Raw genomic sequence first — 24,725 nt, forward strand, 5'->3', positions numbered from 1 at the left:
GTGGGCCGCATGCCGTCAACCGCTGCCGCTCAGCGCCGCTTGTTGAGCGCGGTGAGATCGATGTCGATGGGGAAGGGCACCGGAACCTTGATGCGGTCGTGGTAGATGCCGGTGGGCGTGTACGCACCGGTCGCCGGGTCCAGCTCGTAGACGTAGACGACCGGGAGCCCGTTGCTCTTCTCGACCCGCCAGAAGTGAGGGACGCCGGCGGCCGCGTACTTGCGGGGTTTGACGTCCCGGTCGCGGGCCTCGGAGTCTTCCGAAACGACCTCGATTGCCAGGATGACGTCTTCCGGCCGGAGCCAGGTGTCCTTCGGGCCGGTGTCCACGCCGAGCGGAACCACCAGCACGTCGGGCTCGGGCCTGTTTCGCTTGTCCAGCCGGATGCAGAACTCCCGGAAGACGTCCAGGTCATCCGGCGCCTGATCCAGGAGCATGTTCTCCAGCAGGCGCATGGTTCGCATGTGGAATGTGGTCTGCGGACTCACGAAGACAAGACTCCCGTCGATCAGCTCCGTATGCGGAGGAAGGTCCGGAAGCCGGTCGAGGTCGTCCGCGGTCCAGCCGCCCGGCGGCGGGACGGGGTAGTTGTACTGCTCGTCCAGCTCGAACTCGGGTGCGGCGCTCATGATTGCTCCCATACGACGGAGTCTCGCCTGTGGGGCCAGCGTACCGAGGGGGAACGACAACGCCGCCGCCCAAACGAATGAGCGACGGCGTTGCGTTGACATCATCGGGAGATCAGACGATCACTCCCACTCGATCGTCCCCGGCGGCTTGCTGGTGACGTCCAGGACCACGCGGTTCACGTCCGCGACCTCGTTGGTGATCCGGGTAGAGATGCGGGCCAGCACCTCGTACGGCATCCGGGTCCAGTCCGCCGTCATGGCGTCCTCGGAGGAGACCGGGCGCAGCACGATCGGGTGGCCGTAGGTGCGGCCGTCGCCCTGGACGCCGACGGAGCGGACGTCGGCCAGCAGGACCACCGGGCACTGCCAGATCTCGCGGTCCAGACCGGCCGCGGTCAGCTCCTCGCGGGCGATCGCGTCGGCCTCGCGCAGCAGGTCGAGGCGCTCCTTGGTGACCTCACCGACGATGCGGATGCCCAGGCCGGGGCCGGGGAACGGCTGACGGTGGACGATCTCCTCGGGCAGGCCGAGCTCGGTGCCGACCGCCCGGACCTCGTCCTTGAACAGCTGGCGCAGCGGCTCGACGAGCTCGAACTCGATGTCGTCGGGGAGGCCGCCCACGTTGTGGTGCGACTTGATGTTGGCGGTGCCCGTGCCGCCGCCGGACTCGACGATGTCCGGGTAGAGCGTGCCCTGGACGAGGAAGGCGACTTCCTCGCCGTCGGCGCCGGCCTCGGCGACCAGCTCGGCCTGGGCCTGCTCGAAGACGCGGATGAACTCGCGGCCGATGATCTTCCGCTTCTGCTCGGGGTCGCTGACCCCGGCCAGCGCGGCCAGGAAGCGCTCCTCGGCCTCGACGACCTTCAGCTGGACGCCGGTGGCGGCCACGAAGTCCTTCTCGACCTGCTCGGACTCGCCCTTGCGCATCAGGCCGTGGTCGACGTAGACGCAGGTCAGCTGGTCGCCGATGGCCTTCTGGACGAGGGCGGCGGCGACCGCGGAGTCCACGCCGCCGGACAGGCCGCAGATCGCCCGCTTGCTGCCGACCTGCGCGCGGATCGCGGCGACCTGCTCCTCCACCACGCTGTGGGTGGTCCAGCTCGGCTGGAGACCGGCGCCGCGGTAGAGGAAGTGCTCCAGGACCTGCTGGCCGTGCGTGGAGTGCATGACCTCGGGGTGGTACTGGACGCCGTAGAGCTTGCGCTCGTCGTTCTCGAAGGCGGCGACCGGGACCATGTCCGTGGACGCGGTGACCCGGAAGCCCTCGGGGGCGGCGGAGCAGGCGTCGCCGTGCGACATCCAGACCGACTGCTCGGCGGGGGTGCCCTCGAAGAGGGTGGAGTCGGTACGGGAGACGGTCAGGGCGGTACGGCCGTACTCACGCGCGCCGGTGTTGTCGACGGTGCCACCGAGGGTGGTGGCCATGAGCTGGAAGCCGTAGCACATGCCAAAGACGGGAACACCGGCCTCGAACAGGGCACGGTCGAGGCTGGGGGCGTCCTCGGCATAGACCGATGACGGCCCGCCGGAGAGGATGATCGCCTTGGGGTTCTTGGCGAGCATTTCGGCCACCGGCATGGTGGACGGCACGATCTCGCTGTAGACCCGGGCCTCACGGACGCGGCGGGCGATGAGCTGGGCGTACTGTGCGCCGAAGTCGACTACGAGGACGACGTCCGGGGCAGCGGCAGGGGGCGCTGATGGCACTTCGGCGGCCTTCCGGCGGTGTGGAGCGGGGTTGGACTTTCGATTCTAACGGGCTCATACTGTGGCCCATGTTCCAGCAGCTGACCTTCGTCTTTACCTATGGCACCGGCCCGTCCGGCTGCCATGGTCGTGCTGCTTGATCCACTGACGAGCAACTTCCCAGGCGCCCCGGGCCGACAAGGTCCGGGGCGCCTGCGTCTGTCCGGATCTCGATCATCGGCTCCGGGGCCACACCCCCAGGAGACACGGACATGAGCACCTCGACCGCCGGCCCGGCCACCCGTCCCACCACCGGCCCCACCGCGGCCACCTCATCCGCGCCCTCACCCGCGCCCACGCCCGACACCGGCGCCCATACGCCGGAGGCCGCCGGGCTCATCGCCGACGCCCGGCGCCGGATCGACGATCTCGACGGCCGGATCATCGGTCTCGTGCAGGAACGGATGGCCGTCTCGGCCGTCATCCAGCGCGAACGGATCACCTCCGGCGGGCGCCGGGTGAACCTCTCCCGCGAGATGGAGATCCTCGCCCACTACCGCGACCAGCTCGGCAAGCCGGGCACCGCACTGGCGATGACCCTGCTGGAGCTCTCCCGGGGGCAGATCTGAGCCGGCCGGACCGCCTGCGCCTGCCAGTGGCCGGTTTCGTGCGCCGAAGGGGTCCGTTCCGGTCGACGGACGGCCGGCGGGCGGTCGGTTCGGGGCGAGACGCGATCACCGTCGTGCCGGTGTGCTGCCGGTTCCGGGGGCTGCGGGCGCAGGCGGGGCGCAGGGCAAAGGAGTGTGCGCCCGGCGCAGCTGCCGGATCTGAGTTCGGTTGCCGACTCACCCGTACGGCGCGTGACCGGGCGCCGCGGGACTTCGTTGTGCCCGGTGCCACGCCAGCCAGGCGCGGCCTGCAGGACTACGCGTAGACGCCGCCCCACGGGCGGAAGAGCCGGAGCGATGAGACGCCGGCCGCCTTCCGCGGCCCGCGTCGTGGGACCTCGTTCCGGTGCCGTGACCGGTCAGCAGGGGACAGCAGCCCGGTCACATCCGATGGGGTGGTCGGTCCTGGGGACGCCCGGGACCGACCGCATCCGGTCGAAACGGTTGCGCCAGGTGAGGCGTATCCAGGACGATGCTTGACGAACGACATACCGCGCCTGGTATGGACTTTTGCCGTGCTGCGTGTCCGCGAACCGCGACGACCCGGCACCGGCATCGGTCCGGACCACCGCGCGCACCGCACCATCGAGCACCACGCACCACCCCTGTAAGCCAGCGGCGCTACCCCCCCCCCAGCGCCGCACCTCGGTGCCGGCGCTGCCCTGACGCCGGCACCGAAAGCCAAGGGCCCCGTGGCCGTCCGCACCCCCCTCGCGGACGGCATCCGGGGCCCTTCGCTATGGGGCCGGAAAGCCTCGCCAGGGGGGGCGCACGCCGGGCGCACGACCACCCTCGGCCGGTCCGTTCCGCCACCGTCCGCCGGCCCCGTCTGCGCGGCGACCGTGCGAGAGCTGTGGGCCGACTGTGTGGCGGCTGTGAGAGATGTGACCGGGGTCACCGAAAGAATTCGGTTCGAGTGGGCAACCTTTTTCGGCCATCGCCGGTCATGTACGTGAAATCGCACGGCCATACCGCGCCCCCCAACGCGACGGCCAGCTATCAACTGGTGCCGACCCACGGCACATTGGACCCCGAGAGGTCTTCTCGATGAAGCTTCGCCGTGCCTTGACGGCTGCCGCTGCAACGGCCGTCATAGCCCCTGCCGCCCTGATGGCGGCCCCCGCCGCCTTCGCGACCGGCGCCGACGCCGAGACCACCGCGAGCGCCGAGCCGACGCCGGGCACCCCCGGTCAGGACCAGACCGACGACACCACGACGCAGCCGGAGACGCCGGCGGGCGGTGACGAGACCACCCCGGGCGACGAGACCAAGCCCGGCGAGGAGACCGGTAGCGGCGGCGAGTCCGCCACCGGTGGCGAGACCGCGAACGGTGGCGAGACCGGTACCGGCGGTGAGACCGGCAACGGTGGTGCGGACGCATCGGGCGGCCCCGGCACCCCGGGTGACGACACCAAGCCCACCAGCGACCCCAAGCCCACCACCTCGGCCAAGCCCACCGCCAAGCCGAGCGGGAAGCCGACCGACGACACCTGCGCCGAGCAGTCGGACGAGACGGCGGTCAGCACCGAGCTGCGCGGTCTGCCGAGCAAGGTCGTGGCCGGTTCCGGCTGGAAGAACTTCACCTTCCGCGCCACCAACACCTCCGACAAGGCGATGAAGTCGGTCGACGCGTACGTCGCGCTGGACGCCATCAGCACCGACAGCTTCGACGACGTCTCCAAGCTGCTGACCGTGCAGTGGTACGACGAGGACTCCCGCTCCTGGGAGGCCATCACCGACGAGGACGGCTACTTCGCGTCCGTGGACGGTCTCAAGCCCGGTGAGTACGCCGACGCCAAGCTCCGCCTGAAGGTCGACGCCAAGACCCCGGGCAGCTACGGCTTCGCGTTCACCATCGGCGCGTACCACAACGAGGACGACGTCTGCGGCTTCTCCGACGTCGCGGAGTACGACTTCGACGTCCTGGTCGCCGGCAGCAAGCCGGGCAGCGTCCCGCCGGCCAAGAGCAAGCCGGGCAAGCAGCAGCCCAACAAGCCGGCTCCGCAGGGCGACCTGAAGGAGCTCCCGGTCACCGGCAAGCTCGCCGAGACCGGTTCCTCGTCCGCGCTGCCGACCGTCGCCCTCGTGGGCGGGGTCGCGATGGTCGTGGGCGCGGGTGCGCTCTTCGTCGTCCGCCGTCGTAAGACGGACGGGAACGGTGCCGCGGCCGCGTAACCACAGGCCGTGAGCCGCAGGGCCGTTGGGGAGCCGACTCCCCAACGGCCCTGTGTCGTACTACGCCAGGGACTTCTTCGGCGGTACCGGCGGCACGGCCAGGAACGGCAGCTTCAGCGCGCCGTGGGCCTTCTCCGGGACCGCGGGGTGGACCGGCTTCACGGGGGCCAGCCGTTCGTAGGGCCGTCCCGGGGCGGGCCGCGGGTCCGCCTCGCCCTTGTTGGGCCACAGGGACATCGCGCGCTCGGCCTGCGCGGTGATGGTCAGCGACGGATTGACACCCAGGTTCGCGGAGACCGCGGCGCCGTCGACGACGGAGATGCCGGGGTGCCCGTACAGCCGGTGGTACGGGTCGATGACGCCGGTCCCGGCCGAGTCGCCGATCGGGCAGCCGCCGAGGAAGTGGGCGGTGAGCGGGGTGCCCATCAGCTCGCCGACGTTGGAGCCGGCGAAGCCGTTGATCTCCTCGGCGAGCAGGGTCGCCGCCCGCGTGGCCTCGGGGATCTGGTTCGGGTTGGGGGCGCCGTGGCCCTGGCGGGCGGTGAGCAGGCCCTTGCCGAGGCCGCTCGGCTTCCGGTACGTGGTCAGGGAATTGTCCAGGGACTGCATGACCAGGCCGATGATGGTCCGCTCCGACCACCGCCGGTTGGAGAGCGCGCGGAGCGCGAGCCAGGGGTGGCGGGCCATGTGGGCCAGCCAGCCCCGCACCCGCCCCGCCGGGCGGTACGGCACCTGGAGGATCGTCAGCCCGCCCATCGCGTTGGAGCCCTTGCCGTACCTGACCGGCTCGATGTGGGTGTTCTCGTCGGGGTGGATCGACGAGGTGATCGCGACGCCCTTGGTGAAGTCGGCCCGCTCCGCGCCGTGCCGCTTGCGGTAGCGGCGGTTGTCGGTCTGGGCGCCCACCAGCGCCTCGGAGTTGGTGCGGGTGAGCGCGCCGAGGCGGCCGGAGACGTACGGGAGCAGCCCGCTGTCCTTCATGCGGTGCAGCAGCGTCTGCGTGCCGTAGGTGCCGGCCGCGAGGACCACACGGCGGGCGGTGAAGGTCCTGCCCTCGCCCTTCCTCCTGTCGTCCGTCGGGAGCGTCCGGACGGCGAAGCCGCCGCGGGAGTCCTCGGTGAGCGCGACGACGGACGTCATCGGGTGGATCACCGCACCGGCCTTCTCGGCCAGGTGGAGGTAGTTCTCGTTGAGGGTGTTCTTCGCGCCGTGCCGGCAGCCGGTCATGCACTCGCCGCATTCGGTGCACGCCCTGCGGGCCGGTCCGGCGCCGCCGAAGTACGGATCCGGCACCTCCTCGCCCGGCTTCGCCCGCGCCGTGCCGTCGGCGTCGTCGCCGTCGCCGAAGAACACCCCGACCGGCGCCATGTGGAAGGACTCCCCGACGCCCATCGCCTCCGCGGTCGCCTTCAGGTGGACGTCGGACGGCGTCATCGTCGGGTTGAGCCGCACCCCCAGCATCCGCCGGGCCTGGTCGTAGTACGGCTCCAGCTCCTCCTGCCAGTCGGTGATGTCCTTCCACTGTGGGTCGTCGAAGAACGGCTTCGGCGGGACGTAGAGGGTGTTGGCGTAGTTCAGCGAACCGCCGCCCACGCCGGCGCCGGCCAGCACCATGACGTTGCCGAGGAGGTGGATGCGCTGGATGCCGTAGAGGCCGAGGGCCGGCGCCCACAGGTAGTTCTTGAGGTCCCAGGAGTTCTTCGGCAGCGTCTCGCGGGTGAAGCGGCGGCCGGCCTCCAGGACGCCGACCCGGTAGCCCTTCTCGGTCAGGCGCAGGGCGGAGACCGAGCCGCCGAAGCCGGAGCCGATGACGAGGACGTCGTAGTCGTAGCCGTCGGTCCGGGTGCCGTCCGGGTCCTGGCTCTGGGCAGAGTTCTCCTGGGGCACTGGCTCTCCCTGCTGTTCGGGGCGGAGGGGCTGGGCTGCCGTGGGGGGTCGTTACCTCAGCCGGAACGCCTTCATCGCGCGCAGGCTGCGGGTCATGAACCGGGCGTACTTCTCATCGGTCAGTCCGAAGGCCGGGGCGAGCGGCATCACCCGCTGGTGGGCGACGGTCTGCGCCTCGGTGTACTTGAGGATGCCCTCGGAGCCGTGCCGGCGGCCCAGGCCGGAGTCCCCCATGCCGCCCATCGGCGACTGCACGCTGCCGTAGCCGGCCGCGTACGACTCGTTGACGTTGACCGTGCCCGTGCGCAGCCGGGCGGCGAGGGCCCGGCCGCGCCGGCCGTCCTTGGTCCAGACGCTGGAATTCAGGCCGTACGGCGTGGCGTTGGCGCGCGCCACGGCCTCGTCCTCGTCGCGGAAGCGGTAGACGGAGACGACCGGGCCGAAGGTCTCCTCGTCGCAGACGGCCATCGGGGCCTGGACGCCGTCGAGGATGGTCGGCTCGTGGAAGAACGGGCCGATGTCGGGGCGCGCGCGGCCGCCGGCGACCAGCTCGGCGCCCTTGGCGACGGCGTCCTCGACGTGCCGGACGACGGCCTGGAGCTGGCGCTCACCGGCCAGCGAGCCCATGTCGGCGCCGTAGGCGAGGGCGTTGCCGAGCCGCATGGCCTTCGTGCGGGCGGCGAAGCGCGCGAGGAAGTCGTCGGCGACGGATTCGTGGACGTAGAGCCGCTCGATGGAGATGCACAGCTGGCCGGCGGAGGAGAAGCAGCCGCGGACCGCGCCCGCCGCGGCCTTGTCCAGGTCGGCGTCGCGGAGCACCAGCATGGCGTTCTTGCCGCCCAGTTCGAGGGAGACCCCGACGAGGCGGGCGGCGGCGCCCTGGGCGACCTCGCGGCCGGTGCGGGTCGAGCCGGTGAAGGAGACGTAGTCGGCGTGCTTGACGACCTCGGGGCCGACGACCGGGCCGTCGCCGATCACGACCTGCCAGACGTCCTCCGGCAGCCCGGCCTCGATGAGCTGCTCGCGGGCCCACAGCGCGGTCAGCGCGGTCTCGGTGTCGGGCTTCATCACCACGGCGTTGCCCGCGACGAAGGCCGGCAGGACATCGCCTATGGAGAGTTCGAAGGGGTAGTTCCAGGGGGCGATCTGCCCGACGACGCCGCGGGGGTGGCGGAGTTCGGTGACCTTGGTGAGGGTCGGGACGACGCCGGTGTGGCGCTTGGGGCCGAGGTAGGCGGGGGCCTTGCGGCCGTAGTGGCGGGCGGCGACGGCGACCGCCTGCACCTCCTCGTGGGCGTGCAGCCGGGCCTTGCCGGTCTCCAGCTGGATCAGGTCGAGCACCTCGGCCTGGCGGCGCAGGACGAGGTCGTGGAAGCGCAGCAGGACCGCGGCACGCTGCCGGACCGGGACCCGGGCCCAGCGCTCCTGCGCGGCCCGGGCCCGTTCGAAGGCGGTGGCGACGTCCTCGGGGGTGGACTCCGGCAGGTCGGCCAGCTTCTCGCCGGTGAACGGCGCGTGGTTGGCCGTACGGCCACTGCCGACCACGCCGCGGGTGAGCCGGGCGGCGATCTCGGGGGTGACCACCTCGGCGGCGGTGCGGCTGCCCGCGGGGGCGGCCGCGACCGGATTGCCCTCGGTCGGCGCTGCGGGGGCCTCGGCGGGCGCGGGGGCCTCGGCGGCCTCGGCGGCGGTGGAGGCAGCTGTTCCGGTGTCCTGCGAGTCCGTCATGTCGGCGAGGGTATTCCTCCCCGGACGCTTTGTGTACCCGGCAGTAACGGGTTTTCACCGGCCGTCCACCATTGCGCCAGCGTCCGCTGGCCGTAAGGGCTCTGGTCAGGGACGACCGCGGGCCCGGCGGCCCCGGGAGAGATCTTCGACCGTCACGTCCCGGTCAGCCGGAAGGCGTCGAGGGCGGTGTCGAAGTGACGTTTGGCCTCGGTGCGCGAGCCGACCGGCGAGGAGATCCACACGTCGATCATCCGGCCGTTCTCGTCCCAGCTGAGGTCGTAGGTGTAGCGCGAGCCGCCGTCCGCCGCGCTGCCGTCCCAGACGAACTCCCAGAGTCCCGCCTGGAGTCCGTTGTGGGTGGTCTCGGTGACCTGGCCCGCGCGGTATCCGCGGTAGTTCGCCGGGCCCTCGGCGTCCGCGGTGCGCATCGCGCCGATCGGCCCCTCCGGCACCCGCTTCTGCAGCTGGACGCCGATCCGGAACCGCCTGCCCTGCGAGGAGTAGTAGACCCGGTCGTGTTCGTAGGAGCGGGTGAAGCCGACCGGTACGGCGAGCGCGAAGCCGACCGGATCCTTCACGAGGCGGTAGCCGTCCGGGATGCCTCCGGTGGCACCCGGGGAGGGCGCGGAGGTGACGGTGGCCGTGGGGCGGGGCGCGCCCGGCCGGGCGTTCTTCGTCGGGCCGGTGTGCGAGGCCTGCTGGGAGTGGCCGGGGCGGCCGCCCCGGCCGGCGGCCTCGTCGGTGCCGCCCTGCCGCATCAGCAGGGCCGTGAGGCCGGCGCCGGCGCCGGCGACCACCACGACGGCGAGCGCGATCAGCAGCGCCGTACGGGTCCGGCCGGTGTGCGGGCGGGCCGCCGCGGCCAGCGCCCGCTCGTCGAGGGCGTCGCGGATCGGCGCTCCCGGGGCCCGCCCGCCGGGACGCCCGCTGCCGGGGCCGCCGGAGGCGTGACCCAGGGGCGCGGGGGCGGCGGCCAGGGGCTCCTCGGCGGGCGGATGGCCACCGGGCACGGGCTCGCCGGGCAGCGGCGCACCGGGCGGGCCGCTGACGGGGCGGTCGCGCGGCGGAGTGGGGGCACCGGGACCGCCACCTGGCGTGCCGAGGGCGGGGGTGCCGGGGAACGGCGTACCGGGGACGGCCGGTGTGCCAGGGGCGGCAGGTGTGCCGGGGGCGGCCGGGCCGGCCGGGTCGCGCTCCGGGGCGCGGCCCGAGTGGAGGTAGCCGCGCAGCAGCTGTTCCGTCTCCGTCAGCCCCATCCGGCGGTCCGGGTCGCGCTCCAGCAGGCCGCCGAGCACGGCCCGCAACGGCCTGGCGGGCTCGGGGAGTTCGATCTCGTCGTACACGACGGCGTGCAGCACCCCGCCCAGCGAGTCGCGGCGGAACGGCGTTTCCCCGTTGAGCGCGGCGCACAGCAGGACGCCCAGCGACCAGAGGTCGGCCTCGGGGCCGGTCTGCCGGCCGGCCATCCGCTCCGGGGCGGTGTACTCCGGCGAACCGACGAAACCGCCGGCGTCGGTCAGCGTGGTGACGCCGGGGACCTGGGCGATGCCGAAGTCCGTGAGCACGACCCGGCCGGTGCCGGACTCCATCAGGACGTTGGCCGGTTTGAGGTCGCGGTGCAGCACTCCGCGGGCGTGCGCGGCGCGCAGCGCGCCCAGCAGCGCCACGCCGATCCGGGCCGCCTCGCGCGGCGCGACCGGGCCGCCGCTCTGCAGCCGGTCGGCCAGCGACGGGCCCTCCACCAGCTCCATCACGATCCACGGCCGGCCGTCCTGCTCGACGACGTCATGCACGACGATCACGTTCGGATGCTTGATCCCGGCGACCGTACGCGCCTCGCGCATCGCCCGCTCGCGCTGCACCCGCGCCTCGGGTTCGGCGGTGGCCTCGTCCAAGTGCAGTTCCTTGACGGCCACTTGGCGGCCCAGCAGTTCGTCGGTGGCCCGCCAGACCGTGCCCATGCCGCCGCGGCCCAGCCGTATACCCAGGCGGTACCGCCCGCCGATCAGCCGGCCCTCGCCCCCGAAGATCCCCATGCCCCCCTATCTTGCCGCACCGCCACCCGCCCGGCGGGAGCGGCTCCCCACCGCGGCGACGGCATCCGCCCACTCCGCCGCTGACCTGCACCGACCGCCCGTGGGACGGGCTCGCGGGCGGTCGCCGCAGCGCGCCCACATGATCAACTTCCGTCACGGGAACGGTCGTTGCGCGCATCACGGCCGTCATCGGCACCCCGCCGGTCACGGCGTCACCCACCCTCCGGCGACCCGCGGTCCGCGGCCGCCGGGGCATCCGGGACTTCGTCGTGGGCGACCGCACGACAAGTGCGCTGAACACACCAACCGGCCCGCACGACACACGGGGTGGAACCTCCACCGGCTCTCCCACCGTCCTTGACACAGTGAGGCTGCCGTACGGGAACGGCCGGTACGGCGGCTGCGGCACGCGGAGCGGGGGTCGGTCAGCATGATGCAGGACGGCGGAACGGTGGACGTCCGACCGGGCACCGACCCCGGCCGCGCCGCCCCCGAGCACAGCGGCGCCTACCTCGCCACCGCACTGTGCCTGGCGCTCTACGGCGGCACGCTCGCCGCCTGGACCGTCTACGGCATCGTCCAGTCGGACGGCACCCTGGGCGACTTCCTGGAGGGGCTGTTCAACCCGGGCGCCTCGCCCGTCCTGCAGATCCTCGGCCCCTACGAGTGGTCGCTCACGGTGGTGTTCCTCGTGGTCGCGGGCCTGGCGCTGGCCCAGCGGCGGGTGGCCCGCTCCGCGGCGCTGCTCTCCGGCTTCCTGCTGCTCGCCCTGTCACTGCGGGAAGGCGTGGGCCTCTTCGACCCCGCCTACCGCGACCAGTACCGCAACGACTCCCTGGGCGGCTGGACGCTGGCCACCCGCGGGCTGGGGCTGGTGGTGGCGCTGGTCGTACTGGCCGTGATGTTGCCCGCCACGGACCGGTGCCGGGCCGGGGCCGGTCCGCGGGCCGCCGACCCGGACCCAGCGTGGCGCCGCCCGTCGCGGGTCTGCGGGGTGCTGTTCCTGCTGATGGGCCTGGCCCGACTGGGCTGGACCGGACGCGATCTGACGGCCGGCGGGACGGACGTGGTGCGCTATCTGCGCGGGGTGGTGGACGGATCGGTGCACGGCACGCTGGACCTGGAGTCGTCCATCGAGTTCACCACCGTCGGTTCGGTCGCCGTGCTGCTGGTCCTCGGGGTGCTGGCCTTCCGGGGGCGGCACGACGTACGGGGGGCGCTGCTGATGTTCGCGGCGGTCGAGCTGTATCTGACCGTGCGGACGGTGGTGTGGCTGACCGTCACGGGCTTCTTCAACCGGTCCTTCGAGACCACCGAGGGCGCGCTGTCGATGGCGACCACGGCGTACGGCTTAGCGGCGATGACGTCGGTGGTGGTGCTGGCGACCGGCCGCGGCTTCGGGCCGTACGGCGGACTGCGGGCGGAGGGGCTCCGGGCGGCGGGGGCGGGACGCCCGTAGGGGTTCCCGTAGGGGTTCCCGTAGGACGGCCCGTAAGGGCGCAGGGGGCGTAGGGGGCGTAGGGGCGGGCTTCCGGCGGTGCGGGGGAGATCCCCCTCCGAACCGCCCCCGCCACGCCATGCAGCGGCCGCCGCGTGTGGGGGTCGCGGCGGCCGCCGATGTGAACTGCAACGCGTCCTGGGCTTGTGGCCTCTTCAGTGGTGCAGCATGTGGACCACTCTGCCCGTGAGGGGGCCCGCATGGCATCCTCCCGAGGTCCCGGGCTCACCCCCGCCGCTCGGCGGGGGTCCGGGTCCGTCGCAGGGCGGGGACCGGGACAGAGGTACGGAGTCGCGCAGCGCCGGGCGGTTCCGCGGGCCCGGAACGGGTGTGAACCAGCAGAAGGCAGAAAGGGGCGGCCGGTGATCCGTGTCGCTGTGGTGGACGACGAACGGCTGGTCAGATCCGGACTCCGGATGATCCTGGGGACCGCCCCGGACATCGAGATGGTCGCGGACTGCGGGGGCGCCGAGGCCGTGGAGACCGTGCTGCGCTGCGCGGCCGAAGTGGTGCTGCTGGACATCCGGATGCCGGACGTGGACGGGCTGACCGTACTGCGGCAGTTGCGCGCCGCGCCCGAGCCGCCGGCGGTGGCGATGCTGACCACCTTCGACGCCCAGGAATACCTGACCGCGGCACTGCGCGAGGGCGCGGCCGGCTTCCTGCTGAAGGACTCCGATCCCGAACAGCTGGTGCGGGCCGTACGGACGCTGGCGGCGGGCGGCAGCGTGCTGGACCCGGGCGTGACCCGGGCCGTGATCGGCGGCTACCTGACGGCCGAGGACCAGGCGGCGGCCGCCCGCGCGGTCAGCGGACTGACACCGCGGGAGTCGCAGGTGCTCTCGCTGCTCGGCGAGGGCCTGGGCAACGCCCAGATAGCCGGGCGGATGGGACTGGCGCCCAGTACGGTCAAGGACCATGTCCGCGCCGTCCTGAGCAAATTGGGGGGCATCAACCGCATCCAGGCGGCCATCGTCGCCGACCGTGCGGGCCTGGTGTCCGGGGCTCCCCGGGGGGCGTGGTGAGGTCCGGCGGCGGGCGGCCGCTCGCCCGCGGGGCGGCCCGGTGGCGGGCGTTCGCGGCCGGGACGTGGGGGCGGCGGCTGCGCCGGATCGCGCCCGTGGTCGTACCGGTACTGCTGGCGATCGCCGACGCGGTGCTGGTCAACGGCCTGGAACTCGCCCTGGAGCTGGGCGTTTCGGTGGTCGCCGCGGCCGCCCTGCTGCTCCGCCGGCGCTTTCCGCTGCTGGTCTTCCTCGTGACGCTGCCCGGCCTGTACATCGGCTACATCTGGTTCGCGCCGATGATCGGGCTCTACACCCTGGCGGCCCGGCGCCCCGGCCGGCGGCGGCTGGGGATCTGCGCGGTGCTGCTGATCGCCGCGCACTTCCTGCCGTACCCGATCTCCGACTTCGAACTCACCGCGTACCGCGAGAACACTCTGGTGCTGATCGACGCCTGTGTCACCTCGGCCGCGCCGATCGCGCTGGGCCTGCTGGTGCGCACCCGCCGCGAACTCGCCTCCCGGGTCGAGGACCTGACCCGCAGCCTGCGCCGCGAGGACCGGCTGCTCGCGGATCGGGTCAAGACGACCGAACGCGCCCGGCTGGCCCGGGAGATGCACGACGTGGTGGCCCACCAGGTCAGCCTGATCAGCCTGCAGGCGGGTGCCGTGCAGGTCAGTACGGAGGACGAGGCGGCGCGGGCCGGCGCCCGGACGATCCGTGAACTGTCCGTGCGGACGCTGGAGGAGCTGCGGCACATGGTGGGGGTGCTGCGGGCGGACGGCGGGGACGGCGGCGAGGCGAGCGGACTGGCGCCGCAGCCCGACCTGGAGGAGCTGCCGCGGCTGATCGAGATGAGCGCGCTGGACGTGACGTACGAGGACGGGGTGGTGGCCGGTACGGGCGGTGCGAAGACCGTGGAGCGAGCGGCCTTCCGCACGGTCCAGGAGGCGCTCACCAACGTCCGCAAGCACGCGCCGGGGGCGCGGGTGCAGGTCCGGGTCGATCCGGCGGACGAGGTCTGCGGGGAGGCCGGGCCGGGGCTGCGGGTGGAGATCCGCAACGGGCCGCCGGACGCGACGGCGACCGCGCCGGTGCTGCCCGGCGGCGGGCACGGCCTGGTGGGGCTGCGCGAGCGCGCCCAGAGCCTGGGCGGAACGCTGGAGGCGCGGCACACCTCCGACGGCGGCTTCGTGGTACGCGCGGAATTCCCGTACGGGGCGGGTGAATGGGGGAAACCGGGGGCCGAGAACCGGGGAACGGGGGGACGGGGAATGCGGGAGTGAGGAAGTGAGGGGGAGCTGAAGGCGCGAGGCGAGGGGCAGGGCTTCAGGCGGAGAGCGGTGCGGCGGCCTCATCGACGGCGGTGGACAGGTCCGGGTAGACCTCGAAGAGCCGGCGGACGCCGAGTGCGGCCAGCACCCGGTTGACGTGCGAGCCGTCGACGGCCCCCTGGGCGGGCAGGATCAGCCGCAGCCGGCCCTGGCACGAGCGCATCAGCCGGCGGGCGGCGATCAGCACGCCGACCCCACTGGAATCGCAGAACCGGACCTCGGAGAGATCGAGCACGAGGGATCTGCGACCGTCGGCCACCGCATCGTGCACGTGCTGGCGCACCGCAGGAGACGTGACCAGGTCCATCTCACCGGAAACCTGGAGTACGGCCCAGGGGCCCTGTGCGTCCTCTGCCACCTTCAACGACACGCGCTCGAAGCCTTTCGCTCGCTTTCGGACCGGATGCGCCCGGTTACATCCGGAACTCATCCTTCCCCGGCTCGACTGCCCGGCCTCGATGTCCTGAAACTCATCCTGGTTCCCGGCGGTAGCCGTGGGACGTAACAGGCCGTTCACGCCCAAGGCTATGCCCCAGGGGCGGCAACTTTCCGCCCACCTCTGATCACACCCGGATAACACATCGCCTCATACGCGCACGAACGGTCACCAACGAGCAACTTCGAGCGCCCCCCTACCGCTTCCGGGCGCATTCCGAGCTCCTCCCAAGCCTCTCCTGAGTGTTTTCCGGGGCCGCTTCACGCCAAGCCCGGGCCGTCAGCCCCTTACCACCCACATCCCCCTCAAGGTTCGATTTGCCGCAAAGGAGCGTGTGTTGTCAGACCCGCGCATTACATTCGAGGCACGGAGGTTTCCGTGATCGTGCCCACCGTTCCGGGCATGAAGGTGTACAGATACGCAGGAGTGACGGCTGAGGTGTGAGCCCGCAGGCGACGGGCAGGGATGGGGGTCCGATGGGACACGACGCGCCACCGCGCTGGGACAGGCGGATGCAGCAGCGGCTCGCCCGCGGCGAGGCGGCCGCGCTCGGTGAGCTCTACGACCGCTTCGCCTCGCTCGTGCACAGCCTGGCCTACCGCGTCCTGGAGGACGAGGACGCCGCCGACCGGATCACCCGCGAAGTCTTCGCCGCCATCTGGGAACACCCGGATTCCTACGACCCCAAGCAGGGCCCGCTGCGCTCCTGGATCGCCGGCCTCACCCGCCATCAGGCCGTCCAGCGGCTCCGCCAGACCGAGGCCGCCGGTGCCCGCGACGGCGACGACGCCCCGGCGCAGGCCGATATGGAGCAGAAGATCCGCGAAGCGTCCACCGCCGCCCGCGCCGACTACATCGTCACGTCCATGCCCGCGCCCCTGCGGGCCGCCCTGGAGCTGGCGTACTTCCAGCGCCGGGACTATCGCCAGACCGCCGCCGACCTCGGCGTCACGGAGGACGAGGCCCGCCGCCGGCTGCGTCTGGGCCTGCAACTGCTGTCCACCGCCCACAACGCCACCGCCCTGCCGCCCACCCGCCGCTCGGCCTACGCGTCCTCCGCCCCCGGCACCGCCGCCCCGCCCGGCCAGGGCCACGGACGGGCACTGTGAACGGCCCGGACGAGTGGGACGGCCCCGAGCTGCCCAGCGGACCCGGTGAACGGCCGCGGATACCGGCACCGCGCCCCGCCGCCGAGGACCACGGCCCGCTCCCCGACGCCACCCCCGCCCCTCCCGCACCGTCCCACCCCCTCGTACCACCCGTACCGCTCCGCGACCCGGTCGCCGATCCGTCGGCCGATCCGGCTGACGATGCGGGTGACGGTGCGGGTGCCGCAGCCACCGCAGACAGTGCGCTCCACACAGGCACTACGAGCAAGGCAAGCACGACAAGCAGTACGGGCAATACGGGCGGACCCACGGACGCCGAAGCCCCGCCCGCGGAACCACCGCGCGCAGACGCCCCGCGCGAGCACTCCTCGCGTGCCCCGGAAGCCGAGCCCATGACCGACCCCGCCGCCCCGCCCGCCCCACTCCCGGGCCCGGCGCCCGCCCCGCCGCACCGCGTCCTGAAGTCGCTGCTCGGCGCCTGGGCGCTGGCAGCCTGCTCCGCCGAGGAGACCGCCGCCGTCGAGGCACATCTGACCGACTGCGCCTCCTGCGCAGACGAGGCGGTGCGACTGCGGGACGCGGTCGGCCTGCTGCACCCCGCCGACAGCCTCGACCTCGACCCGCTGTTGCGCTCCCGGGTGCTGGAGGGCTGCCTGGGCCGCCGTCCGGCGCGTATCCCGGTGCCCGAGTGGGCGGCGCCGTACGACGCGGAGACCGCGAAACTGGACGCCCTGCTGCGCGACATGGGCGAGGCGGAGTGGCGCGCACCGGTGCGGCTGCGCTGGTTCGAGGGCGAACGCCCGGTGGAACGGCAGACCACGGTCGCCGGGGTCATAGGGCATCTGATGGCGGTGGACGGCCTGGTCGCCACCGCGCTCGGGCTCCCCGACCCGCTCGGCACGGCGGCTCCGCCGGGCACCCCGGACCCGCTGGTCCGTACGGAGACACTGTGGCGCGGCTGCAGCGGCACGGGCAGCCCGCTCGCCACCCATGAGCCGTGGCGCGAGCAGAGCTACGCCCTGATGAGACAGGTGTCGTTCGCCGGCGGCAAGGTGGCCCAACTCACCGTTCCCTACGGCGATTTCCAGCTCGCGCTGCGCGACGCGTTCCTGGACCGCGCCTTCGAGTGCTGGGTACACGCCGGTGACATCGCGGACGCGGTGGACTATCCGTACGAGGCCCCGGCCGCCGCGCACCTGAACCGCATGGTCGACCTCGCCGCCCGGCTGCTGCCCAGCGCACTGGCCGACCGCCGCCGGGCCGGGCTGGCATCCCCGCCGCAGCGGCTGGTGGAGGCCGGCGCCCCGGGCCGTACGCTCCATCTGGAGGTCGAGGGCAACGGCGGCGGGCACTGGTACATAGCGCTGGACTCACCGGCCGCGCTGGGCACGCCCGACCACACCGTCGCCCATATCGCTCTGGACAGTGCGGAGTTCTGCCAGCTGGCGGCCGGCCACATCTCCCCCGAGGACGCCGCCGCCGGCCAACACGGCGAACGCGACGCCATCCGCGAGGTCCTCTTCGCCACGGCGTCCCTGTCCCGCCTCTGAACCCCGACCGGGAGGACATCACCCATGGCGCGGGCGCGCGCCGGAAGGCAGGCGCCCGCGCCTACGCCGGTACAGGTGGACTCCGGAAATGCCGGGCTCCGGGAATGCCGGACTCCGGGAACACCGAGCTCAGGGAACACCGAGCTCAGGGAATACCTCCCCGCCCCGCCACGTTGTGGCCCGTGCAGGGGGCCCGTCGATCCCCTACGGGATCTGTTCGACTCTCCCCTAGGTGAACACCAACGGCCCCTGCTCAGCCGAAGACGACCGTTACGCCGCACGCCGCCTTACGCGAAGACCACCGTTACGCCGCACCCCGCCTTACGCGAAGGCCACCGCTTACGCGAAGGCACCGCCTACGCGAAGACCACCGTCCGGCTGCCGTTCAGCAGCACGCGGCGCTCGCTGTGCCACTTCACGGCGCGGGCGAGGGCCTGGCACTCGACGTCCCGGCCGATGGCCACGAGCTGGTCCGGGGTGACCTCGTGGCCGACCCGTTCGACCTCCTGCTCGATGATCGGGCCCTCGTCGAGGTCGGCGGTCACGTAGTGCGCGGTGGCACCGATGAGCTTCACGCCGCGGGCGTGCGCCTGGTGGTATGGCTTGGCGCCCTTGAAGCTCGGGAGGAAGGAGTGGTGGATGTTGATGATCCGGCCGGACAGCGCCTTGCACAGATCGTCGGAGAGCACCTGCATGTAGCGGGCGAGCACCACCAGTTCGACGCCCTCCGCCCGCACCAGCTCCAGCAGCTTCGCCTCGGCCTGCGACTTGGTGTCGCGGGTGACCGGAATGTGGTGGAACGGGATGTCGTACGAGCCGACCAGCTCCGCGAAGTCCGTGTGATTCGAGACCACGGCCGCGATCTCGATCGGCAGCGCGCCGATCCGGGAGCGGAAGAGCAGGTCGTTGAGGCAGTGCCCGAACTTGGACACCATCAGGACGACCCGCATCTTCTCGTCGGCCCGGTGGATCTGCCAGTCCATGCCGAAGGAGTCGCCCACCGCCGCGAAGCTCGCCCGCAGCTTGTCCACGCTCACCGACGCGTCCGCGCTGAAGTGGACGCGCATGAAGAACAGCCCGGTGTCGTGGTCGCCGAACTGCTGGCTGTCCTCGATGTTGCAGCCGGTGATGAAGAGGTAACTGGACACCGCGTGCACGATCCCCTGCTTGTCCGGGCAGGACAGGGTGAGCACGTACTGATCGTTCCGATCTTTTTGATCGTTCCGACCGTTTCGACCGGGCTGGGTGGACTGCGACTCGCTCATGACCTCATAGGGTCGCACACCTGCGGAGCAGGTCAGACCGGGGCGTCCGCGCCGCCCGTCATGATGGCCAGCACCTCCAGCGAGCGCGGCGGCGCATCGGGGTCCTCGCCGTCCGCCGTCGCCATGTGCACGTGGGCCGCACGGGCCGCCTGTACGGCCTCGGCCCAGCCCTGGTGCGCCATGTAGGCGGCGACCGGGGCGTCCGCGCCGACCTGGTGCATGATCCGCAGCACCCTCAGGACGGCGGCGTCGACCAGCTGGGCCTCCTGGGCGTCCCGGAAGATCGTGCCGACGTACTTGTCGGCGGACCAGTTGTCCAGCCAGGTGTCCTCGACGAGCCGGTAGACGGCGTCGGTGACGTCCCCGTATCCAGGCCGTCCGGCCAGCCAGGTCTCCTGGTGGAACGCGGGGTCGGAGAGCATGTGCAGCGCGGAGCGCACATTGCAGCGCCAGCGCCACCACGGCATGTCGTTGAGTGGCATGCCGCCCATGGTGGTCGAGCGGCGGCCTCGACGGGAAGACTTCTCCGAACCTTGCACAGCATTCGATCGTACGTTCCGCGCGAACGATCTCGCACGGCCCCCCGGAGTTCACCGCCACGTCACCATCCGTTGCTCTTTCGTCACTCAGGCGTTCCGGGCAGGACGGAAGGCTGCGGTGCCATGACCGGACGGCGACGCTCCTTCCCCCGCCCCTTGTTGCCCCACGCTCCCGCGGTCAAGATCTCCGCGGCGGTGACATGTACGGCGGCCATCGCGTCGCTGCTCTCCGGTTGCGGCTCCCTCCCCGGAGTGGGGAATTCCGGGGAGCGGGAGCCGGTCACGGTCATGACCTGGGCACCGGAGGGCACCCGGGCGACCAATATGCCGGGAATGCCGGCCATGGCCCAGGCGTACGCCCGCTCGGTCAACGCACGCGGCGGCATCCGGGGCCACCAACTACGGGTGCTGACCTGCAACGAGCGCAACGACTCGGTGGCCGCCGCGCAGTGCGCCCAACGGGCGGTGGACGAGGGCGCGGTCGCCGTCGTCGGTTCCTACAGCCAGTTCGGCCGCTCGTTCATGTCCCCCCTGGAGGTCAAGGGCATCCCGTTCATCGGGGGCTACGGCGCCTCCGACGAGGAGTTCCAGAGCCCGCTGTCGTACCCGGTGAACGGCGGCCAGGCGTCCCTGCTCGCCGGCAACGGCCGGCAACTGGCGGCCGACTGCAAGCGCGTCGCACTGGTTCGCCCGGACACCATCCAGGGCGACCAGATGCCGTCCCTGCTCGACTCCGGCCTGCAGAGCGGCAGCCGGCACCCCGCCAAGGACATCAGGGCGCCCGAGGACGGCACCGACTACTCGCCCCAGGTGACCCAGGCCCTGCGCCAGGTGGGCGCGGACCCGGCCGTCTACGGGACGGCCGAGGCCGGCGGCAAGGCCCCCGGCGCGTGCGTGGCCGCGTCGCTCGGCGACCACACGGACGCGTTCTTCGACGCCTTCCGGCGGCTCCAGGAGGCCAGCCCCAAGGTGCGGGTCGCATCCGTCCTCGGCAGCGTCGGCCAGGCGCTGGTGAACCGCTCGGGCGGCACGTCGGGCCCGCTGGAGGGCGCGGACATCACCGGCTGGTACCCGGTGGCCGACGACCCCCGTTGGCGGCCGATGCGGAAGGTCATCACCGACTACGCCTTCGACGACAACCGCATCGATCCGGCCGACCAAGGGGTGCAGACCACCTGGATCGCCTATACGGTGCTGCACTCGCTGATCGAGCAGCTCGACGACGCGGGCGTGACCGACATCACCTCGCACGACCTGCAGGCCACCCTCGACCGTGGCGAGCACGCCATCGACACCGGGGGCCTGACCCCGAAGCTGCGCTGGCGCGACGACGACATGCTCGCCGTCCAGGACTTCCCGCGCATCGTGAACGGCATGGTGACGTACCAGGTGGTGCGGAACGGCGAACTGGCCTCCGCGCAGGACGGGTTCGTGAACGTCACCAGGACCTTGGAACGCCGTCGTACGGACGACTACTGAGCACGCACGTGCTGCTGAGCGCGCACGTGCTGACCTCGTACGTACTGCTGACCTCGCACGTGCGGTGACGTCAGGAGCCGTCCCGCGCCGTCCGCCGGCTCAGAGCTGTTCCGGGCGGCGTTCCGTCAGGCCGTACTTCTGGGCGAGCGGGTTCCACAGCTGCGCCGCCTGCTTCTTGGCCTGGGTGGCCTGGCCGCTGGCTACGTTGCCCTGCACGGCCTGCTTGGTGCCGCGGGCCCGCCCCTTGTGGCAGCCCTTCTTGCCGCCCAGCTGGCCGGCCCAGGCCGCGTAGTGGTTGTCCGCGGCGGCCGAGGACTGCCACGCCTTGGTCAGCGCCGCGGTCAGCCGGTCGTGGTCCGGGATCTTGTCGACCGGCAGCTGCTGCAGGCGCTTGACCAGGTCGTTGCGCTGTCCGGCTGCCGCTCGCAGGTCCTTCGCCGCGTTGCCGAGGTTGCTGCACGACTTGATGTTGTTGACGGCACCGATCACGGAGGACCGGCTGTTGTTGCTGTCGCCCAGCAGGGCGTCCAGGCCCTTCGCCTGGGCCTGGGCGGGGTCCGTGGTGGCCTTCGGCGCCTCCGACTCCTTGGCCGCCTTGCTGCTGCTGCCGCCGGAGCCCTGCTTCTGCGCCGTGTCGTCGCTGCTGCCGCCGCTGAGCGCCCAGCCGACACCGAGGCCGGCACCCGCGAGCGCCACGATGACGATGCCCACGATCACCATCGGGGGCAGCCGCCGGCGCCGTCCGCCGCCGTCCTCGTCGTACGCGCCCTGCGGGTCGTACGGGCCCTGCTGGTCGTAGCCGCCGGACGGGTACTGCTGGCCGTACCCCTGGCCGCCGTACGGGGGCCGGCCCGGGTCCTCGAAACGGGGCAGCTGCGCGGTGGCGTCCGGCGCACCCGCCGGGGAAGCCGCCGCCGGCCCGTCACGGAACAGGCCGTCGAACTCGGCGGGGGTGGGGCGGTCGCCGGGCGCCCCAGGACGGACACCGAACGGCGCGCCAGGAGGCGGGGTGGGCACACCGGCGCCCACCGGGGGAATGAGCTGGGTGGCCTCGGAGTCGCTCCCGCCGCCGGCACCGGGCATCGCGGCACCGGGCATCGGCTGGCCCGGGCCCTGCGGCCCGCCCTGGCCCGGCTTCACGGCCCGGAGCATCGTCGTGGACTCGTCGGGGCTCTCCGGGCGGGACGCCGCCTCAGGAGGCAGCGGGGCGGCACCACCGGGGCCGCCGGACCGGGCGTCGAACGGCGGGATCACCGTGGTGGCCTCGGCGTCGCCCGTGGCGGGCGGGAGCGGCGCACCGGCCTGCCGGGTGGCCCGCACCAGCTCACCGGAGGACGTCGGGAGCTGCCCGGGCTGCGCCTGGGGCTGGGCCTGCTGCGGGGGCTGCTGGCCGTAAGGCTGCTGGTCGTAGGGCTGCGGGACGGGCGGCTGGCCGGGCGCCTGCTGCGGCATCGACGGCGGCATGGGCGGCACCGGGGGCTGGCCCTGGGGCGGCGGAAAGCCCTGCCCACCGGGCTGCTGGGGCGGCAGAGGGGCCTGCGCGCCCGGAGCCTGCGCCCCCTGAGCCGGGGCACCCGGAACCGGGCCCCCCGCATCCTGCGCCGGCGGATATCCGTAGCCCTGCGACGGCGCCTGGCCGTAGCTCTGACCCGGCGCCTGGCCGTAGCTCTGTCCGGGGGCCTGGCCGTAGTTCTGTGCTGCTCCCGGCTCCTGCCCGTAGTGCTGGCCCTGGGCAGGTGCCTGCCCGTACGGCTGCGGGGCGGGGGCGTTCTGCGGTGCGGGAGCGGCCTGCTGGCCGGGGCCCCAGGGCTGGCCCCAGGGTTGCCCCGCCGACGGAGCGGCCTGCTGGTCGGGGATGTACGGCTCACCGTTAGCGGGCAGCACAATGCCCTCTCGCGCGGGACCGGCCGCAGAATTCTGCGGGTCGTGACCCTGTCCGCTCTGCGTCACCGTGACTCCTACCAACGTGCAGACCTACGGAATCGTCGGCTGCACGCTACCGGGTCGCAGCAACGTTCGACCACGTCGCCTGGTCACCACCCCCTTCCGCCCCCACCGCGCACCGGACGGAACGGGGCGCGCACCGGACGGGAACGGGGCGCGCACCGGGCGGGCCGTGATCGACGGCCCGCCCGGTGTCCTACGAGAAGCCGGCGGCCACTACGGCGACGAAGCCGGCGACGACCCCGGCGACAAACCCGACTCCGCCTGACAAAGCGGCCTCCGTGCCGTACCGGACGCGCCCCGGGCGTGGATCACGCCGCCACGGCCGGTAGCTCCAGTCGTGCACTGAATTCCCTTACGACCGGTTCATCCCGATACGGCTCCAAGCGCAGCTGGAAGTCCTCCAGATACTCGGCGCCCCGGTCCGACCGCAGCCCGCTCAGCAGCTCCACGGCCTGCGTGCCCGTATGACATGCCTGCTCGACCTCGCGCTGCTGTGCCTGCGCGCCGGCCAGCAGCAGCAGGCCGATGGCACGGCGCCGCGCCCGGCCCTCCGGATGCCCGTTGAGCGCCTCCGACGCCCGTTGGGCGGCCGGGCCGGGCTGCCCCAAGTCGCGGTGGCAGTGCGCGAGTTCGTCGGCCAGATACGCCGGGTCGAAGTGGGCGATCCACACCGGGTCGTCGCCCGCTTCGGTGGCCGTGTCGGCACGTTCCATCGCGGCGAGCGCCCGCCCGGCCACCGCCTGGAAGGCCCGGCCGTCGCCCATGAGGGCGTGCCCGCGCGCCTCCGCCGCGAAGAACATCGCCTCGGTGCGCGGGGTGACGTGTCCGCGGGCGCCTTCCTGGGCGGCGCGGGCGAGTTGGGCGATCTCCCGTGGGTTGCCGAGCGAGGCCGCGAGGTGGCTCATGCTCGCGGCGAGCACGTAGCCGCCGTAACCCCGGTCACCGGCCGCCTGGGCCAGCCGCAGCGCCTGGATGTAGTAGCGCTGCGCCAGGCCGGGCTGACCGGTGTCGACGGCCATGTAGCCGCCCAGTTCCGTCAAACGCGCCACGGCGGCGAAGAGTTCCCGCCCGACGGACTCCCGGTACGAACCGGCGAGCAGCCCGGACACCACGCTGTTGAGGTAGTGCACCACCACGGGCCGTACGTGCCCGGCGCCGAAACGGTGGTCGAGCTCGCTGAGCGCCGTGGTCATGGCCCGTACCGCCTGGACGTCCGACACCCCGACCCGGGCCCCGGCGTTCCGTGCGACCTGGCTGTCGGCACCGGTGATGAGCCAGTCACGGCTGGGCTCCACCAGGGCCGAGGCCGCCACCGTGGAGCCACTGAGGAAGTCGCGGCGCCCGACGTCGCTGCGCCACAGCTCGCAGACCTGCTCGATCGCCCCGAGGACGGTCGGCGAGAACTGCAGCCCCACCCCGGACGCGAGGTTCTTGCCGTCGGCCATCCCGATCTCGTCGATGGTGACCGTGCGCCCCAGTTTGCGGCCCAGTGCCTCCGCGATGACGGCCGGGGCACGGCCCCGCGGCTGCTGTCCGCGCAGCCAGCGGGCCACCGAGGTCTTGTCGTAGCGCAGGTCGAGGCCGTGTTCCGCCCCACACATGTTGACGCGGCGGGCGAGCCCCGCGTTGGAGCACCCGGCTTCCTGAATGAGCGCCTGCAGCCGTTCGTTGGGCTGCCGCGCGACGAGTGGCCTGGCGGCCATGCTTGTACCCCCTGGTTTGCTGCGCGTTCACCTGGAACGCCGTTCCCCGGGA

At 72.6% G+C, this 24,725-nt stretch carries 19 protein-coding genes; 9 read left to right on the forward strand and 10 right to left on the reverse strand.

Features of this window, described 5'->3' with window-relative positions:
- Positions 1 to 29 precede the first annotated feature (29 nt).
- Positions 30 to 629: a Uma2 family endonuclease gene (locus tag ACZ7MX_RS07370; RefSeq protein WP_472130151.1), complete on the reverse strand. Its 600-nt coding sequence runs from the start codon at positions 627 to 629 to the stop codon at positions 30 to 32.
- A 120-nt stretch (positions 630 to 749) separates the two neighbouring features.
- Positions 750 to 2,336, reverse strand: coding sequence for a glutamine-hydrolyzing GMP synthase (gene guaA, locus ACZ7MX_RS07375; RefSeq protein ID WP_472130153.1), 1,587 nt, complete (start codon positions 2,334 to 2,336; stop codon positions 750 to 752).
- 251 nt (positions 2,337 to 2,587) lie between these two features.
- On the opposite strand from guaA, the gene ACZ7MX_RS07380 reads away from it, so the two are divergent.
- Positions 2,588 to 2,944 (forward strand): chorismate mutase, encoded by a 357-nt coding sequence (locus ACZ7MX_RS07380; RefSeq protein ID WP_472130155.1) that lies wholly within the window; start codon positions 2,588 to 2,590, stop codon positions 2,942 to 2,944.
- Between the two features lie 1,086 nt (positions 2,945 to 4,030).
- The gene (locus tag ACZ7MX_RS07385; protein ID WP_472130157.1) at positions 4,031 to 5,158 is read left to right on the forward strand and encodes an LAETG motif-containing sortase-dependent surface protein; all 1,128 of its coding nucleotides are present in this window, start codon (positions 4,031 to 4,033) and stop codon (positions 5,156 to 5,158) included.
- 60 nt (positions 5,159 to 5,218) lie between these two features.
- Here the strand turns inward: ACZ7MX_RS07385 and ACZ7MX_RS07390 are convergent, their stop codons facing one another.
- The 3 genes from ACZ7MX_RS07390 to ACZ7MX_RS07400 all read right to left on the reverse strand — a co-directional run bounded on the left by ACZ7MX_RS07390 (position 5,219) and on the right by ACZ7MX_RS07400 (position 10,809).
- The gene (locus ACZ7MX_RS07390; RefSeq protein ID WP_472130159.1) at positions 5,219 to 7,045 is read right to left on the reverse strand and encodes a GMC oxidoreductase; all 1,827 of its coding nucleotides are present in this window, start codon (positions 7,043 to 7,045) and stop codon (positions 5,219 to 5,221) included.
- 51 nt (positions 7,046 to 7,096) lie between these two features.
- On the reverse strand, positions 7,097 to 8,773 hold the full coding sequence (locus ACZ7MX_RS07395; RefSeq protein WP_472130161.1) for a succinic semialdehyde dehydrogenase: 1,677 nt from the start codon (positions 8,771 to 8,773) through the stop codon (positions 7,097 to 7,099).
- 152 nt (positions 8,774 to 8,925) lie between these two features.
- Positions 8,926 to 10,809 carry a serine/threonine-protein kinase gene (locus ACZ7MX_RS07400; RefSeq protein WP_472130163.1) on the reverse strand — a complete coding sequence of 628 codons (1,884 nt, stop codon included), beginning with the start codon at positions 10,807 to 10,809 and terminating at the stop codon, positions 8,926 to 8,928.
- Positions 10,810 to 11,260: 451 nt separating this feature from the next.
- Between ACZ7MX_RS07400 and ACZ7MX_RS07405 the strand changes: the two genes are divergently transcribed.
- The 3 genes from ACZ7MX_RS07405 to ACZ7MX_RS07415 all read left to right on the forward strand — a co-directional run bounded on the left by ACZ7MX_RS07405 (position 11,261) and on the right by ACZ7MX_RS07415 (position 14,597).
- Positions 11,261 to 12,268, forward strand: a complete 1,008-nt coding sequence (locus tag ACZ7MX_RS07405) for a hypothetical protein (protein ID WP_472130165.1) — start codon at positions 11,261 to 11,263, stop codon at positions 12,266 to 12,268.
- Positions 12,269 to 12,669: 401 nt separating this feature from the next.
- Positions 12,670 to 13,332, forward strand: coding sequence for a response regulator (locus ACZ7MX_RS07410; RefSeq protein ID WP_030812766.1), 663 nt, complete (start codon positions 12,670 to 12,672; stop codon positions 13,330 to 13,332).
- Positions 13,326 to 14,597 carry a sensor histidine kinase gene (locus tag ACZ7MX_RS07415; RefSeq protein WP_472130166.1) on the forward strand — a complete coding sequence of 424 codons (1,272 nt, stop codon included), beginning with the start codon at positions 13,326 to 13,328 and terminating at the stop codon, positions 14,595 to 14,597. Before ACZ7MX_RS07410 ends, ACZ7MX_RS07415 begins: the two co-directional genes overlap by 7 nt.
- Positions 14,598 to 14,640: 43 nt before the next feature.
- Here the strand turns inward: ACZ7MX_RS07415 and ACZ7MX_RS07420 are convergent, their stop codons facing one another.
- Entirely contained in the window at positions 14,641 to 15,015 is a 375-nt protein-coding gene (locus tag ACZ7MX_RS07420) for an STAS domain-containing protein (RefSeq protein WP_030415409.1), read from the reverse strand.
- 542 nt (positions 15,016 to 15,557) lie between these two features.
- On the opposite strand from ACZ7MX_RS07420, the gene ACZ7MX_RS07425 reads away from it, so the two are divergent.
- Together ACZ7MX_RS07425 and ACZ7MX_RS07430 are read left to right on the forward strand one after the other, a co-directional pair.
- A complete protein-coding gene (locus ACZ7MX_RS07425) occupies positions 15,558 to 16,190 on the forward strand; it encodes a sigma-70 family RNA polymerase sigma factor (RefSeq protein WP_467566070.1) in 633 nt (210 codons plus the stop codon).
- The gene (locus tag ACZ7MX_RS07430; RefSeq protein ID WP_472130169.1) at positions 16,187 to 17,740 is read left to right on the forward strand and encodes a zf-HC2 domain-containing protein; all 1,554 of its coding nucleotides are present in this window, start codon (positions 16,187 to 16,189) and stop codon (positions 17,738 to 17,740) included. Before ACZ7MX_RS07425 ends, ACZ7MX_RS07430 begins: the two co-directional genes overlap by 4 nt.
- 356 nt (positions 17,741 to 18,096) lie before the next feature.
- Here the strand turns inward: ACZ7MX_RS07430 and purU are convergent, their stop codons facing one another.
- Both purU and ACZ7MX_RS07440 read right to left on the reverse strand, forming a co-directional pair.
- Positions 18,097 to 19,005, reverse strand: coding sequence for a formyltetrahydrofolate deformylase (purU, locus tag ACZ7MX_RS07435; RefSeq protein WP_472130171.1), 909 nt, complete (start codon positions 19,003 to 19,005; stop codon positions 18,097 to 18,099).
- A 32-nt stretch (positions 19,006 to 19,037) separates the two neighbouring features.
- The gene (locus ACZ7MX_RS07440) at positions 19,038 to 19,496 is read right to left on the reverse strand and encodes an SCO4402 family protein (protein ID WP_030812750.1); all 459 of its coding nucleotides are present in this window, start codon (positions 19,494 to 19,496) and stop codon (positions 19,038 to 19,040) included.
- A gap of 171 nt (positions 19,497 to 19,667) precedes the next feature.
- On the opposite strand from ACZ7MX_RS07440, the gene ACZ7MX_RS07445 reads away from it, so the two are divergent.
- Positions 19,668 to 21,023: an ABC transporter substrate-binding protein gene (locus ACZ7MX_RS07445; protein WP_472130172.1), complete on the forward strand. Its 1,356-nt coding sequence runs from the start codon at positions 19,668 to 19,670 to the stop codon at positions 21,021 to 21,023.
- Between the two features lie 99 nt (positions 21,024 to 21,122).
- Here ACZ7MX_RS07445 and ACZ7MX_RS07450 read toward each other — a convergent pair whose 3' ends face one another.
- Positions 21,123 to 22,973 carry a hypothetical protein gene (locus ACZ7MX_RS07450; RefSeq protein WP_472130173.1) on the reverse strand — a complete coding sequence of 617 codons (1,851 nt, stop codon included), beginning with the start codon at positions 22,971 to 22,973 and terminating at the stop codon, positions 21,123 to 21,125.
- Position 22,974: 1 nt separating this feature from the next.
- Between ACZ7MX_RS07450 and ACZ7MX_RS07455 the strand changes: the two genes are divergently transcribed.
- Entirely contained in the window at positions 22,975 to 23,235 is a 261-nt protein-coding gene (locus ACZ7MX_RS07455; RefSeq protein WP_472130174.1) for a hypothetical protein, read from the forward strand.
- A 43-nt stretch (positions 23,236 to 23,278) separates the two neighbouring features.
- On the opposite strand, the gene ACZ7MX_RS07460 is transcribed toward ACZ7MX_RS07455, so the two are convergent.
- On the reverse strand, positions 23,279 to 24,673 hold the full coding sequence (locus ACZ7MX_RS07460) for a transcriptional regulator (RefSeq protein WP_472130176.1): 1,395 nt from the start codon (positions 24,671 to 24,673) through the stop codon (positions 23,279 to 23,281).
- Positions 24,674 to 24,725 lie beyond the last annotated feature (52 nt).

This window comes from Streptomyces sp. NPDC107765 (genome assembly GCF_055657085.1).